Annotated in this window: 15 protein-coding genes, 4 tRNA genes and 1 pseudogene; 19 read left to right on the top strand and 1 reads right to left on the bottom strand. The window is 37.2% G+C overall.

Features of this window, described 5'->3' with window-relative positions:
• Nucleotides 1-40: 40 nt before the first annotated feature.
• The 17 genes and pseudogenes from HCB45_RS05355 to HCB45_RS05275 all read left to right on the top strand — a co-directional run bounded on the left by HCB45_RS05355 (nucleotide 41) and on the right by HCB45_RS05275 (nucleotide 11,662).
• Complete coding sequence (locus tag HCB45_RS05355) at nucleotides 41-2,218, top strand: Tex family protein (protein WP_185619132.1); 2,178 nt, start codon at nucleotides 41-43, stop codon at nucleotides 2,216-2,218.
• Nucleotides 2,218-2,685, top strand: coding sequence for a SprT family protein (locus HCB45_RS05350; RefSeq protein WP_185619130.1), 468 nt, complete (start codon nucleotides 2,218-2,220; stop codon nucleotides 2,683-2,685). The genes HCB45_RS05355 and HCB45_RS05350 overlap by 1 nt, the downstream gene beginning before the upstream one ends.
• A gap of 52 nt (nucleotides 2,686-2,737) precedes the next feature.
• Nucleotides 2,738-2,810 (top strand) — tRNA-Asn (locus tag HCB45_RS05345).
• A 3-nt stretch (nucleotides 2,811-2,813) separates the two neighbouring features.
• Nucleotides 2,814-2,901 (top strand) — tRNA-Ser (locus HCB45_RS05340).
• Nucleotides 2,902-3,052: 151 nt separating this feature from the next.
• The gene (ybiA, locus tag HCB45_RS05335; RefSeq protein ID WP_185318328.1) at nucleotides 3,053-3,493 is read left to right on the top strand and encodes a riboflavin biosynthesis intermediates N-glycosidase; all 441 of its coding nucleotides are present in this window, start codon (nucleotides 3,053-3,055) and stop codon (nucleotides 3,491-3,493) included.
• A gap of 66 nt (nucleotides 3,494-3,559) precedes the next feature.
• Nucleotides 3,560-3,990 (top strand): annotated as a pseudogene (locus tag HCB45_RS05330) (SMI1/KNR4 family protein).
• Nucleotides 3,991-4,022: 32 nt separating this feature from the next.
• Nucleotides 4,023-4,571: a riboflavin biosynthesis intermediates N-glycosidase gene (gene ybiA / locus HCB45_RS05325; protein ID WP_185318329.1), complete on the top strand. Its 549-nt coding sequence runs from the start codon at nucleotides 4,023-4,025 to the stop codon at nucleotides 4,569-4,571.
• Between the two features lie 94 nt (nucleotides 4,572-4,665).
• Entirely contained in the window at nucleotides 4,666-5,058 is a 393-nt protein-coding gene (locus HCB45_RS05320) for an iron chaperone (protein WP_185619128.1), read from the top strand.
• 140 nt (nucleotides 5,059-5,198) lie between these two features.
• Nucleotides 5,199-6,485: a PTS cellobiose transporter subunit IIC gene (gene celB, locus HCB45_RS05315; RefSeq protein WP_185318331.1), complete on the top strand. Its 1,287-nt coding sequence runs from the start codon at nucleotides 5,199-5,201 to the stop codon at nucleotides 6,483-6,485.
• A gap of 80 nt (nucleotides 6,486-6,565) precedes the next feature.
• Complete coding sequence (locus tag HCB45_RS05310; protein WP_185318332.1) at nucleotides 6,566-7,279, top strand: GntR family transcriptional regulator; 714 nt, start codon at nucleotides 6,566-6,568, stop codon at nucleotides 7,277-7,279.
• Nucleotides 7,280-7,479: 200 nt separating this feature from the next.
• Nucleotides 7,480-7,551, top strand: a tRNA-Glu gene (locus tag HCB45_RS05305).
• 26 nt (nucleotides 7,552-7,577) lie between these two features.
• Nucleotides 7,578-7,650, top strand: a tRNA-Asp gene (locus HCB45_RS05300).
• Between the two features lie 126 nt (nucleotides 7,651-7,776).
• The gene (locus tag HCB45_RS05295) at nucleotides 7,777-8,157 is read left to right on the top strand and encodes an OsmC family protein (RefSeq protein ID WP_033533221.1); all 381 of its coding nucleotides are present in this window, start codon (nucleotides 7,777-7,779) and stop codon (nucleotides 8,155-8,157) included.
• A gap of 114 nt (nucleotides 8,158-8,271) precedes the next feature.
• Complete coding sequence (locus HCB45_RS05290) at nucleotides 8,272-8,946, top strand: YdeI/OmpD-associated family protein (RefSeq protein ID WP_185619126.1); 675 nt, start codon at nucleotides 8,272-8,274, stop codon at nucleotides 8,944-8,946.
• A gap of 130 nt (nucleotides 8,947-9,076) precedes the next feature.
• Nucleotides 9,077-9,574: a tyrosine phosphatase family protein gene (locus tag HCB45_RS05285; RefSeq protein ID WP_185318335.1), complete on the top strand. Its 498-nt coding sequence runs from the start codon at nucleotides 9,077-9,079 to the stop codon at nucleotides 9,572-9,574.
• Between the two features lie 35 nt (nucleotides 9,575-9,609).
• Nucleotides 9,610-10,959, top strand: coding sequence for a glutathione-disulfide reductase (gene gorA, locus HCB45_RS05280; protein WP_185619124.1), 1,350 nt, complete (start codon nucleotides 9,610-9,612; stop codon nucleotides 10,957-10,959).
• 28 nt (nucleotides 10,960-10,987) lie between these two features.
• Nucleotides 10,988-11,662 carry a histidine phosphatase family protein gene (locus tag HCB45_RS05275; RefSeq protein WP_033533219.1) on the top strand — a complete coding sequence of 225 codons (675 nt, stop codon included), beginning with the start codon at nucleotides 10,988-10,990 and terminating at the stop codon, nucleotides 11,660-11,662.
• A gap of 43 nt (nucleotides 11,663-11,705) precedes the next feature.
• On the opposite strand, the gene HCB45_RS05270 is transcribed toward HCB45_RS05275, so the two are convergent.
• Nucleotides 11,706-12,842 carry an AI-2E family transporter gene (locus HCB45_RS05270; RefSeq protein ID WP_185318338.1) on the bottom strand — a complete coding sequence of 379 codons (1,137 nt, stop codon included), beginning with the start codon at nucleotides 12,840-12,842 and terminating at the stop codon, nucleotides 11,706-11,708.
• A gap of 141 nt (nucleotides 12,843-12,983) precedes the next feature.
• Here HCB45_RS05270 and HCB45_RS05265 point away from each other — a divergent pair, with 141 nt between their 5' ends.
• Nucleotides 12,984-13,376, top strand: a complete 393-nt coding sequence (locus HCB45_RS05265; protein ID WP_185318339.1) for a GntR family transcriptional regulator — start codon at nucleotides 12,984-12,986, stop codon at nucleotides 13,374-13,376.
• Between the two features lie 2 nt (nucleotides 13,377-13,378).
• The gene (locus HCB45_RS05260) at nucleotides 13,379-14,482 is read left to right on the top strand and encodes a DUF1648 domain-containing protein (protein ID WP_185619122.1); all 1,104 of its coding nucleotides are present in this window, start codon (nucleotides 13,379-13,381) and stop codon (nucleotides 14,480-14,482) included.
• Nucleotides 14,483-14,532: the final 50 nt, after the last annotated feature.

Genomic DNA, 14,532 nt, shown 5'->3' with positions numbered 1-14,532 from the left:
TACACTTAATAGATAATGAAATAATTGGAGGCTATCAAGTATGGAACAAATGCAAGATAAAATAATGAAATTAGTCCAAAAATCGCTAACGTATAAACCAGCGCAAATTAATGCTGTTATCAAATTAATGGAAGAGGGTAACACGGTTCCATTCATCGCGCGTTATCGTAAAGAAATGACTGGAAGCCTAGATGAAGTTGAAATTCGTGATATTGAAGAAACTTTTGAATATGTAACAAAATTAGAAAACCGTAAAGAAGAAATTATTCGTTTAATAGATGAACAAGGAAAACTAACTGACGAACTGAAAACGGCAATTATCAAAGCGGAAAAACACCAAGCGCTCGAAGATTTATATCGTCCGTACAAACAAAAGAAACGCACGAAAGCAACGATTGCCAAAGAAAAAGGATTAGAACCACTAGCTGAGTGGCTAATGAGCTTCCCGAGTAATGCTGATCCACTAAAAGAAGCAGCAAACTATATTTCAGAAGAAAAAGAAGTAGAGTCAGCTGAAGCCGCTTTACTAGGAGCGCATGAAATTATTGCTGAACAAATTAGCGATGAACCTAGCTTCCGCGAATGGATTCGTAACTTTACTCGGAAATTCGGTATGATTGAATCCAAAGCGAAAAACGCCGAAGCAGATGAAAAAGGCGTTTACGAAATGTACTACGATTTTAATGAAATGATTGGAAAAGTAGCAAGTCATCGCATACTTGCTTTTAATCGCGGGGAAAAAGAAGATATCTTACGTGTACAAGTTCAAGTAGATACAACAAAAATCTTCCAATATCTTTTTGAAAAAGTTATTCAAAACCGCAATTCTGCCACACGACCATATATAGAAGAAGCAATTTTAGATGCCTATAAACGCTTTATTGGTCCTGCAATTGAACGTGAAATTCGCGGGGAACTAACAGACAAAGCAGAAGAACAAGCTATTCATATTTTCTCTGAGAACTTGCGCAAATTACTTTTACAACCACCATTAAAAGGCAAAATCATCCTTGGGGTCGATCCTGCTTTTAGAACAGGTTGTAAATTCTCTGTGTTAGACCAAACCGGAAAAGTACTAGAAATAGGTGTAGTTTATCCACATACAGCAAAAGCGCGTCGTCCTGAAGCAAAACAAAAAATTGCGGAAATCTTAACCACTTATCAAGTAGAGGTTATTGCAATTGGCAATGGAACAGCTTCCCGTGAAACCGAACAATTTATCGTAGAAGTTATTCGCGAATCAAACTCTAATGCTTATTATTGCATTGTTAATGAAGCTGGAGCCAGTGTGTATTCTGCGAGCGAAACTGCTCGTGAAGAGTTCCCAGATTACCAAGTAGAAGAGCGTAGCGCCGTTTCGATTGGCCGTCGTTTGCAAGATCCGCTAGCTGAACTTGTGAAAATCGATCCAAAATCTGTTGGCGTAGGACAATATCAACATGACGTAGCACAAAAACGATTAAATGAAACGCTAACTTTCGTCGTTGAAACGGCCGTCAACCAAGTAGGGGTCAATGTTAATACAGCCTCCGCTTCCCTTTTACAATATGTTGCTGGTTTAAATAAGACAGTCGCCAATAATATCCGTAAATATCGTGAAGAAAACGGTTCTTTCTCTTCCCGTAAAGAATTGAAAAAAGTGCCTCGTCTTGGGGCAAAATCATATGAACAAAGTATTGGTTTCTTACGTATTTTAGAAGGTGAAAATCCATTAGATAAAACAGCTATTCACCCAGAGAGTTATAAAGCAGCAGAACAAATTGTAAAAGCAGCTGGTTTTGGCTTAAGTGATATTGGGAGCGCGGATTTAAAAGCAGCGCTACAAGCACTTAGTATTCCAGAAGAAGCAGAAAAATTAGGAATTGGTAAAGAGACGATGCATGATATTATTGATAATTTAATTGCTCCCGGCCGCGACCTCCGTGATGAACTACCGGCTCCGCTTCTAAAACAAGATGTTATTTCGATGGAAGATTTAAAACAAGGAATGGAATTACAAGGAACTGTTCGAAATGTGGTTGACTTTGGAGCTTTTGTTGATATTGGCGTGAAACAAGATGGGCTTGTGCATATTTCAAAACTAAGCAATTCATTTATTAAAAATCCAATGGATGTCGTTTCAGTAGGGGATATTGTAACTGTCTGGGTTGATGAAGTAGATACAAAGAAAAATCGAATTGCTTTAACTATGCTTAATCCTAATGGAAGTGTTAAATAATGAATCAAGCAGAATTGCAGCGACACATGGAAGAAGTGTCGCTGCAATTTTTCCAAAAAGAATTTCGCCACCAAGCCGTGTTTAATGCGCGCTTACGAACCACTGGGGGACGTTATTTGCTCAAAAGCCATCATATCGAAATGAACCCAAAATACTTAGAAAACTTTGGCTTAGAGTATTTTATTGGTATTATGAAGCACGAATTATGTCATTATCACCTTCATTTAGAGAAAAAAGGCTACCAACATCGTGACCAAGATTTCCGTGAGTTATTAAAAAAAGTAGACGCACCGAGATTTTGTGCCGCGATTCCTCGTGAAATTACCATGCATGAATATACATGCAAAAGCTGCGGAAAGTCATTTTTAAGACAACGTAGATTCAATGTGAACCGTTATCGCTGTGGCAGTTGCGGTGGAAAACTAATCCAAACTGGCTCCAAGAAAATTTATACAGAAAACCCGTGAAAAGTCTTGCAATTTCGCCGGATTCTGCGTATACTAGTGGAAGTCAGATAATTCCACAGTAGCTCAGTTGGTAGAGCAATCGGCTGTTAACCGATCGGTCGCAGGTTCGAGTCCTGCCTGTGGAGTTTGGGGAAGTACTCAAGTGGCTGAAGAGGTGCCCCTGCTAAGGGTATAGGTCGCTCGCGCGGCGCGAGGGTTCAAATCCCTCCTTCTCCGTAATAACTTATAAAGACATTGTTTAGGAAACTAAGCAGTGTCTTTTTTTGTGGAAAAGAGCGATGGATTTGCGTCTATATATATGCTAAAGTTATTTTGAAAGATAAACTCAAGTTGCAAAAAACATAATGTAAATACTCGGAGGTGCAAAATGAAGGTTATCCATTTTTATAGTGAAAATGCGGACTATGGCTGTTTCTCTAATTTCTCTTTACATCCAATTGTCATAGACGGCGTGACTTATCCAACCACAGAACACTATTTCCAAGCGCAAAAATTTATAGATAAAAAGATTATTAAAAAAGTAATTAATACGAAAAAACCAATAGATGCAGCAAAATTGGGTAGAAATAGAGACTTCCCACTGCGAAAAGGCTGGGAAAGTATGAAAGACGAAGTGATGTTAAAAGCAATCAGAGCAAAAGTAGAGCAACATTCGGAAGTGAAAGAAATGCTTTTATCCACAGAGAATGCTATTTTAGTGGAACATACGGAAAATGATCATTATTGGGGCGATGGTGGAGATGGCTCTGGAAAGAATCGGTTAGGCAAGATTTTGATGAAAGTGAGAGAAGAATGGAACGCTAAATAGTGGGAGGTAGCTTAAATGGAACCAATAAATCATTTTTTTGAATGAGCTAAAAATAATAATTGGCAAATAGATTTGTCAGCTGTAGAGAAAAAATTTCCAGAGCAAATTTTAAAAAGATATGTAAATTTACCAGATGCATATAAGATTTTTTATGAACAACTTAACCTCTGTAGCACGCGGGGGACACTTGTTGGTTTTTGTCGGAAGAAGATTTTTTAGAGAATGAAGATGACGCCTTTTCGTGGAATTCTTTTGAACAAATGAGTTTAGAAGCAGCAGAAGGCGATAAAAATTTAGAAAATAAAGTAAAACTATTTTGGAATGCACATTTACCAATTATGATGAGTGTTGGCGGTTGTTATGAATATTATGCTATCGCTTTAAATGACGGAAGTATTGTTCATGGTTCGGAACCTGAATTTGAAGAAAGTTTGGTTATAGCAGACTCATTTGCGGATTTCTTACTGAAAATCGAAATTGGCAAAATAATATTATGATAAATAAAATTAAAAAGTTGGAGATGACAGGTATGGATTATACATTAGAAAAAATACAGCAGAAATACCAAAAAAAGCAAAAGTTAAAGTACATCTTCTTTTGGGGAAACCAATCTTCATCTGATGGAAGCATAAATAAAAGTTGTTTTAGTCAGTGGTGGAAGTGTAATTTCAAGGTTGATGGAGTGGAGTATAATTGTGCTGAGCAATTCATGATGGCTGAAAAGGCAAAACTTTTTAATGATACAGAAATGAGAGGGAAAATTTTAGCAGCGAAACATCCGAAACAAGCAAAATCTTTTGGTAGATTAATAAGTGGTTTTCAAGAAGATGTTTGGATGGAAAATCGGTTTAATATAGTTAAACGTGGTAATCTTGCAAAATTCTCTCAAAATAAAGATTTGAAAAATTTTTTGCTTCATACGAATAATCGGATTTTAGTTGAAGCAAGTCCTTTGGATAAAGTTTGGGGTATTGGCTTAGCTTCTGATGATAAGCATGCGGAAAATCCGTTACATTGGAAAGGTTTGAATCTTCTTGGTTTTGCTCTTATGGCGGTCAGAGATGAGCTTAGCGAATAATATTTATGAATACGACTATATAATGACACCAAAAATTGGTTTTTACTAAGAGAGTTGCTATAATAAATTAAAACATTTCAGAAAGGAATGGACTATGGATAATAAACTGGAATTTTCAACAATAGATGAATATATTACCCAGGCCCCGCCCGAAACAAAAGAAGTACTAGAGAAGATTAGAGAAACTATTCAATCCGCAGCGCCAGAAGCAACAGAGAAAATTAGTTATCAAATGCCAACTTTTTATTTCGAAGGTAATCTCGTGCACTTTGCGGTTGCAAAAAATCATTATGGATTTTATCCAGCACCTAGTGGTATTTCTGCATTTGAGAAGCAATTAGGAAAATACAAGTATTCAAAAGGTGCGGTTCAATTCCCAATTAACGAAGAAGTTCCTTATGATTTAATACGAGAAATGACACTATTCCGATTAGTTGAAAACAAGCAAAAAGCCGCAGAAAAGCAAGCGAAGAAAAAGGGAAAATAAGTTTGAGACTTTCATCGTTAGGATGGAAGTCTTTTTGTTCGTTCTTTTATTTTAAAAAGACTAGACATTTAAAAATAAATGAGTATAATAATAAATAGAAAACGTTTTCTTGTAGAAAAAATCCGTTTGGGGGAAGAACAGTGAATAAATTTATGGAGTTGCTTGGGGATAAATTAATGCCTCTTGCTGCAAAGCTAGGGGAGAATCGTTACTTAACGACTTTACGAGATGCTTTTATGTTGGCGTTTCCGCTGACAATGTTTGGTTCTATTGCTGTAGTTTTGATGAATCTGCCATTTTGGAGTGATGAAACGAAAGCTACTTTACAACTTTATTTAGGAAATGCTCAAAATGCGACGATGAGTATTATGACGGTTTTTGTCGTTTTTGGTATTGGTTATTCATTATCGAAGTATTATAAAGTAGAAGCTATATACGGGGGTGCTGTAGCGCTCGCTAGTTTCTTGATTTTAACGCCATTTTTCTTTAATAGTGCTAATGGGGAATTAGTTACTGGAGCACTTTCTTTAGATAGACTTGGTGCAAAGGGTATGTTTATTGGGATGATTACTGGTTTTATTGCGGGAGAATTATATCGTTTCTTCGTGCAACGCGATTGGACGATTAAAATGCCTGATGGGGTGCCGCCAGCAGTCGCTAAATCATTTGCTGCATTAATACCAGCCGTTTTGACATTAAGTATCTTTTTAGTAATTAATATTATTGTTCAATTCTTCTTCAACACCAACTTACATGATGTAGTGTACACTGTTATTCAAAAACCGCTTGTTGGTTTAGGATCAGGAATTATACCAACTCTGATTGCGCTTTTCTTTGTCCAAGTATTGTGGTTCTTCGGTTTACATGGTCAAATTATTGTAAACTCGGTAATGGACCCAATTTGGAATACGTTAATGCTTGAAAATCTGGACGCCTATAAAGCTGGATCGCCGTTACCACATATTGTTACTAAACCATTCATGGAAGTATTTACAGTTGGCATGGGTGGATCTGGGATGACACTTGCTGTAGTAATTGCGCTCGCTTTTCTAATGAAGAGCAAACAAAGTAAGGAAATTGGTCGTTTAGCGCTCGGACCTGGTATTTTTAATGTAAACGAACCGGTATTATTCGGGATGCCAATCGTGTTAAATGCGACGATTTTAATTCCATGGATACTTGCGCCATTAGTTGTTACTACACTTAATTACTTTGTGATGGCTGCTGGAATTGTACCAGCTCCAACTGGGGTATCTGTACCTTGGACAGTGCCAATTATCATCAATGGAATTTTAGCAACAAACTCATGGCTCGGCGGGGCGCTTCAAGTGGTGGATTTCTTCATCGTCTTAATCATCTGGTATCCATTCCTCAAACTTGTTGACCGTACGAATATAGCAAGAGAATCCGAAGCAGCTATCAAATAAGTTATGTTTTCCTTTTCGATATGCTATAATTTGACTAGAAATGGCTAGACATTTTTAATTCAAACGAAGGAGCGATCGACTTGGTTAAGTATGAACTGATTGCCGCAGAAATCCGTGAAAAAATAAACAACGGTACTTATCCACCAGAATCCATTCTTCCTGATCAAGTGAGCTTATCTAGAGCCTATGATTGTAGCAGAATGACAATAAAAAAAGCCTTTGATGTTTTAGCGCTTGAAGGACTTGTTTACAGACAACGCGGTGCAGGAACTTTTGTTATGAAAAATGCCTTAGCTAATAAACAAGATGCAAGTTTGCGGGATTATGATGGTTTGACAAAAATGATGGGAGACAATCGAATCTCGAGTAAAATTATTGCTTTCGATATTGCTTTCCCAGATGAAAAAACACAAGAACAACTTTTAATAAAAGCAGACCAGCCAGTGTACAAATTGATTCGGTTACGGCTCTTGGACGGCGCACCATATGTGTTAGAGCATACAACGATGCCGGCAGATTTAGTTCCTGGTTTAACGAAAGAAATTTTACATCATTCGATTTATGCGTACTTACAAGACTCACTGGGACTTGTGCTAAGTGGAGCCTTTCGGAAAATTAATGCCGATAAGCCATCTGAATATGACCAAGAATATTTAGCGTGCGGGGAACACGATCCAGTTTTAGAAGTGGAGCAAGTAGTGTATTTAAAAGACGGTAGACCAGTCGAATATTCCCGTTCAAGACATCGCTATGATACGAGAAGTTTTATTATGGTTGATCACCGAGAAAAGTAAAATAAAGTCAGCGTGCCTTTTAATAAGCATAGCTGACTTTGTTTTATACTAGCCAAAATGCATAAAAATCAAGAGATAAAAAATTTGTGAATAAAATTAGAAAAAGCCGTTGACAGTCACTGAGATTATGTTATAATAAAAAAGTTGGTGTAAGAGAAATGAATTCAATTGAATATATATTCATTTTTCGTTTTTTATCTGGCCCGTTGGTCAAGCGGTTAAGACACCGCCCTTTCACGGCGGTAACACGGGTTCGAATCCCGTACGGGTCACTTTTTTATTCATTTTCTATACATATGGTTCCGTGGTGTAGGGGTTAACATGCCTGCCTGTCACGCAGGAGATCGCGGGTTCAAATCCCGTCGGGACCGCTCAAAAAGAATCCAAGTGTAACTTGGATTCTTTTTTCGTACGGGAAATTGGACATGGCTTTTTATTTAAGCTATAATCTTATTATTCATATAAGAATTGTAAGAATTAAAATGGAGGAATTGATTATGGATTTAGTGAAAAATGGGAAAGTATTAGAACTTGTACATCCAAACGGCAACTGGACATTAATTAAAGAAGAAGGTTTTTCTCCAGTTCAAATAACAGTGGCTGCGGTTGCGGCTTGTAGCGGATATGTATATCAAACATTACTTGAGAAAAAACGAATTGAGATAAATGATTTAAGCATTCATACCGATTATGAACAAGATCAAGAAAGTGCCGTGCATGTTTTAACGAAAATTAATGTTACTTTCACGGTGGATTTAGTAGATAAAAGTAACGAAGCAAAAGCCGAAAAAGCCGTGCATTTAGTGAAAGATGCCTGCCCGGTTGCAAAAAGTTTAGATCCTTCGATTGAAATAAATGAGATTGTTGTTTTTAAATAAAATGATTCAAAGACCAAGCCACGTCGCTTGGTCTTTTTTTACGTTTAGTTTGGCTTGATTACTTGGAGAGAAGGCTATATACTGTAATCAAACTATACAAACGAGGTGCTGGATATGGAAGAAAAGACAATAGTAGAAAAATTACAACTGACTAAATATAAAAAAGCAGTCATTCTAAATAAACCAGTTGGAGCAGATTATTTTCGAAACCTAGCAAATTACGAAGAAAAACTAGCAAATAAGCAATATGACTTAATTTTCGATTTTGTTGAAACGCTAGAAGAATTAGTGTCTTTTACGAAAGAAGTTATTGCTGAAAATAAACTTGCTGCGAATGGTTATTTATTTTTTGCTTATCCAAAAAAAGGCAATAAAAAATTCGCTACATATGTACACCGCGATGAACTCATGCCAGCGCTTAAAACCGATGAGGAAGGATACGTGGATGGTAGCACCCTCAAATTCACGCGAATGGTAGCGCTTGATGAAACTTACACGGTTGTTGGTTTAAAAGAAGCAGCACAGCTAAAAGCGAAAGGCGTAAAGAAAAATAACCCTTCCGCAGATGAATATGCCGATTATGTACCACTTGTCGCAGAATTTTTAGCAGATAAAGGCGATTTACAAGCATTTTACAATAATTTAGCGACAGGATACCAGCGTGTTTGGGCGCGCTATATTTATTCTGCCAAACAACCAGCCACACAAGAAAAAAGACGCGTAGAAATGGTCGATATTTTGAGTCAAGGGTACAAAACAAAAGATCTTTACCGCCAAGGGAAAAAATAACCAAATAATTTTATTTGGTTATTTTTGTGTTTGAAACTGCTTCTTTATGTAAAAATGTCTAGGCATGATAGAATAGAGAGGGAATAAGACGAAGGAAAATCTTGTTGCACTGGAAAAGGGGACATGCAGGATGGCGAATTATATTAACAAAGAAAGGCGCCAAATTGATTTTGATCCATTTGATTTACGGATAATTGCCGTACCAGAAGTAGTAGCGGTGCAGTTTAAGCCGCGCTCAGAGCATACTTTACTTATTCGTATTGCGGATGTCGGCGCAACCTATCAGCCACTCAAACACGAATCACTTTTTGATGCTATTTTGCCCGTTCACTTTAATGATATTAACGAAGAAGATGATTACTGGGGATTAAGTGACAAAGAGCAAGCGGAAATGAAACTATTTAATGAAGTTCATCGCGATTTGATTTATGATTTTGTGGATGAACATCCGGATTTCACGCAAATCGTAGTCCATTGTCATGCTGGAGTCAGTCGAAGTAGCGCCGTTGCTATGGGTATTGCTGAACATTTAGGTGATACCGACACCTATGAAAAACTTCAAGTGATAAAACGATACTTACCAAATCCGCGGGTTCTCGCGATTATGCGGGGCGAAGCGTATTTATAAAAACGAAAACGAAGAAATGTTAGGAGAGATTTTGTATGGAGAAGCATTATGATTATATTGCGATTGGTGGCGGTAGTGGCGGGATTGCTTCTATTAACCGCGCGGCAATGCACGGGGCAAAGTGTGCACTCATTGAACCAAAATTTTTAGGTGGAACATGTGTAAATGTTGGTTGTGTTCCTAAAAAAGTTATGTGGTATGGCGCACAAATTAAAGAAGCGATGGACTTATATGCAGATGCCTATGGTTACCAAGTGGACGCAAGCTTTAACTTCCAAAAATTAGTAGAAAACCGAGAAGTTTACATTGAACGGATTCGAGGTTCGTACAAGAATGGGCTTGATAACAATAAAGTTGAGTGGATTAAAGGTTACGCGGAATTTGTCGATGAAAAAACGTTGCGAGTGAATGGTGAACTAGTGACAGCAGATCATATTTTAATTGCGACGGGCGGCGAACCAGCACTTCCTTCCATCCCTGGCGCAGAATATGGCATTACTTCAGACGGCTTTTTTGCGTTAAATGAGCTTCCTAAAAAAGTGGCGGTTGTTGGCGCGGGTTATATCGCTGTTGAATTAGCTGGCGTATTACAGCAATTTGGGTCAGATACACATCTTTTTGTGCGTAAACATGCTCCTCTTCGTAATTTTGACCCGATTTTAACAGATACATTAACCGAGCTTATCGAGCAATCTGACATGACTTTGCATAAACATGCCGTTCCTCAAAAGGTAGAAAAAAATCCAGATGGCAGTTTGACGTTGAGCTTAGAGGATGGTCGCACAGAAACCGTCGATACGCTTATTTGGGCGATCGGGCGTAAACCGGTTATCAAAGGGCTTCAAATCGAAAATGCGGGCGTAGAACTCTTAGAAAGCGGACATATCGCCGTAGATAAATTCCAAAACACCAATGTAGCGGGGATTTATGCAGTTGGCGATGTAACGGGTCATTATGAATTAACGCCAGTCGCAATTGCAGCAGGGCGCCGTTTATCAGAACGCCTTTTCAATAACAAAAAAGATGCACATTTAACCTATGAAAATATTCCAACTGTTATCTTTAGTCATCCTGCTATCGGTACAGTTGGTTTAACAGAACCAGAAGCAATCGAAAAATACGGCAAAGAAAATATTAAAGTGTACACTTCTAGCTTTACCTCAATGTATACAGCCATCACAGACCACCGCGAGCCTTGCCGGATGAAATTGATTTGTGAAGGGAAAACAGAACGCGTAATCGGTCTGCACGGTATTGGCTACGGGGTAGATGAAATGATTCAAGGATTCGCCGTTGCTATTAACATGGGAGCAACAAAAGCTGATTTTGATAATACAGTTGCTATCCACCCAACTGGATCTGAAGAATTTGTTACAATGAAATAGAAAACAACGATGGAGGAGGAAGTACGTAATGGGAAAAAAATTATCACTTTATTTTGTAAGACATGGTCAAACCTATTTAAACAAAAATTTACGTATGCAAGGCTGGGCTGATACGCCGCTCACACCAGAAGGAATTGAAGTAGTAAAAGAAAGTGGTCGTGGGCTTGCAGAAACAGAATTCGTCGCAGCTTATTCAAGTGACTTACACCGTACAATCGCAACAGCAGGACACCTACTAAAAGAAAATAAACATGCATTTGGTTTAACGCTTGAACCACTAAGTGAATTTCGGGAAACTTTCTTCGGTTCCTACGAAGGTGAAAAAGGCGATGTGGCTTGGAATGAAATTGCTCATCATATGGGTTATGCGAATCAAGAAGAGCTATTTAAAAATGCCGATGTACGCGAAACAATGAACGGCACAAAAGCAGCTGACCCAACAGGAGATGCGGAAGATTTTATGACATTTTGGACTCGGGTAGAACAAGGTTTCTTACATGTCATTAATCGGCACCGTGAAACAGGCGGGAATGTTCTTATCGTCGCTCACGGAAATACCATTCGTAACATTGTCCACGAACTGGAACCATCCATGGACGAATCAGTCATTTTAGATAATGCGAGTGTTACTGTTTTAGCTTATGAAAATGGTTTATTCAAATTAGAACGTTTAAATGATACTTCTCATTTTAAAAAAGCATAGAAAAAAACGAGCTTTAGGAACTAGTTTCCCAAAGCTCGTTTTTTTATTCTTTCGGTGTATCTGGATTAGGAAGATTATTATCAATCGCCAGCTGACCTCGCCGCAATTTAATTAAACGATTAACGTTAACGATAATTGTTTTCACTACAGCATATAGTGGAACTCCTAAAATCATTCCAAAAATTCCTGCTAAATTACCTGCAACAATCAAGATGATGATAATAGTGAGCGGGTGAATTGATAATGATTTACCCATAATATATGGAGAAAGTAAGTTAGAGTCAATTTGTTGAACGATAGTAACGACAACAATAACGAGCAGTGCCTGAACTGGAGAAGTGAATAGCGCCACGATAACCGCGGGAGCCGCTCCAAGGAATGGTCCAAGATAAGGAATAATGTTCGTTGCACCTGCTATAAATCCAAATAAAAGTGCATACGGTTGACCAATAATTAAGTAACCAATAAAAGTAAACAAACCAACAAACATACAATCAATCGCTTGGGAACTAATGTAAGTAGAAATTGTTTTGTTCATTTCTTTAATAATTTGTTTTGCTTCAGAACGAATACCTGCTGGGAAAAATTTGCCAGAAGACTCAACGAATTTATGACCATCTTTAAACATATAAAAGACTATAAATGGTACTGTTACAAGGATCATAACGAAACCAGACACAAATGAGATAATCGCTCCAAAACTAGAAGCTACTCCATCAACTACAATAGACATGATTTTCGGCAAGGAAATGTTGAGTTTTGAAAGTTCTTGTTTCATATCTATATCTTTTAAAGCAGAATTATTTGAAAGACTTTGTAGCCATTTTTCAAAATCTTGCCAGTAACCTGGTATGGCTTTTGCAAGTTCGGCTACTTGGTCAGCAAGTGTTGGACCGAGTTGCATTACAGCAAGAACAACAAGCGCGATAAACGCGATAAAAATCAAAATAACACTTAAAAGTCGTGGAACTTTTCTCTTTTCCAAAAATAAAACGAGCGGATTGAATAAATAGAATAAAAATCCTGCTACTAGAATAGGCATAAATAAAGTGGAAACGATTATGCCGATTGGTGAAAATATGTACTTCATCTGCAATAGAATGAATAAAACTGCCACAACTGCTAAAATTTCAATGGTCCAAAAAAACAATTTACTATCCCTAAAACGTGAAAATTTCAAATGATTCCCTTCTTTCCATAAACCTTATTGTTAAATTTTATAGTACCATTAACTGCTTTAAATAGCCACTGAATTAATGATGTTGACTTAAAGATATATGTGTTATACAATATATATAACAGTTAGAGAAGAGGTGTTTGTATGTTACTCGCGATTGATTTACAATCAGACGAGCCGATTTATACACAAATATGTAATCAAATTATCGAAGGCATGGCAAAACGGGAACTTTTACCGGGAGATAAACTTCCTTCTGTGAGAAGTCTTGGTGCAGATATTGGTATTAATTTTCATACCGTAAATAAAGCATACCAAATCTTAAAGCAAGAAGGATTTATTCAAATACACCGCCAAAAAGGAGTAGTTATACATCCAGATGGTGTGGCAAAAGCAGATCAATTATTTTTCACCAAACTACAAACAAAACTAAGACCTTTAATAGCTGAGTCGATTGTACGTAGTGTGAGTGAAGATGAGTGGCTAGAAATCAGTAGAGCTATTTTTGACGAAATAAAAGGGCGGAGTGTGGAGTAGTTATGGAAATCATCATTTATATTTTTGTCAGTATTGCTATTATTTCTCTACAAGCAATTACCCCATTTGTGACACGTAAATCCGAATGTTTTGGTGTAAATGTAGGGGAACGTGCTAACCGAAATGCAGAACTAACGCAATTAAAAAAACAATATGTTGGTCAAGTGATTTTATGGACGGTGTTAATTGCTATCATTGGGATTGCATTAATTCAAGGTCTTCATTGGAGTGAAAACTTCCAAGCGGGAATCTTTATCCTATCCATGTTTGGTCAATTAATTGTTTCTTTCATTATTTACTATCGTTTTCACCAAATAACATTACAATGGAAAAGAGAAAAAATCGAGTCTGGCGAAATTTCAACCAATTCTATTATCATGGTAGATACTAGTTTTCATCGTAGGAAAATGGTTATTTCGTATACTTGGTTTGTAGTGCCATTACTTATTTTTATTATCACACTTGCGATTACAGTAGTATTCTATCCAATTGCACCAGAGGCTTTCCCAGTCCATTTTGATATGAATGGGGTAGTGACTGATACCGTTCAAAAATCCGTGAGTGCAGCGTTACTTTTACCAATGCTGCAATTAGGAATGATTGCTTTATTTATATTTATTAATTTCGTTATTGCGAGAAGCAAACAAACGGTGGAAAACGAAAACCCGACAGATTCGTTAAAACGGAATATGCTGTTTAGACAAATTTCTAGTAAAGCAATGTTGATTATGTGCGTTATTCTGGTTATTGATTTTCTCGTAATGCAAGTAGTTATTTTACTTTCACTCTCACCTGAAATTATAATGATTACCATGAGTATTTCTATCATTTTAATTTTACTTGGAACAGTTCTTCTAGCCGTAAAAGTAGGACAAGGCGGAAGTAGGCTAAAATTTGCTAACGAACCAGATAATGTGAATAAACCAATTCGTGATGATGATGCGTTTTGGAAAGCTGGAGTAATTTATTTTAACAGGAATGATCCTGCTTTATTTGTTGAGAAACGTTTTGGCATTGGTTGGACTATTAACACTGCTCGTCCTGTCGCGTGGCTTACTTTTGTTTTTATTATTGTAGCGATTGTTTTCATTAGTATCTTGTTTTAAGTAATGTTTAGTAGGGTAATTACCATATGTTATGCGAATAGAAAAGTTCA

This window comes from Listeria farberi, assembly GCF_014229245.1.
In the GTDB taxonomy this organism is placed as follows: domain Bacteria; phylum Bacillota; class Bacilli; order Lactobacillales; family Listeriaceae; genus Listeria; species Listeria farberi.
The sequence above is the reverse complement of the archived record's forward strand: the minus strand, read 5'-3'. Positions and strand labels throughout refer to the sequence as shown.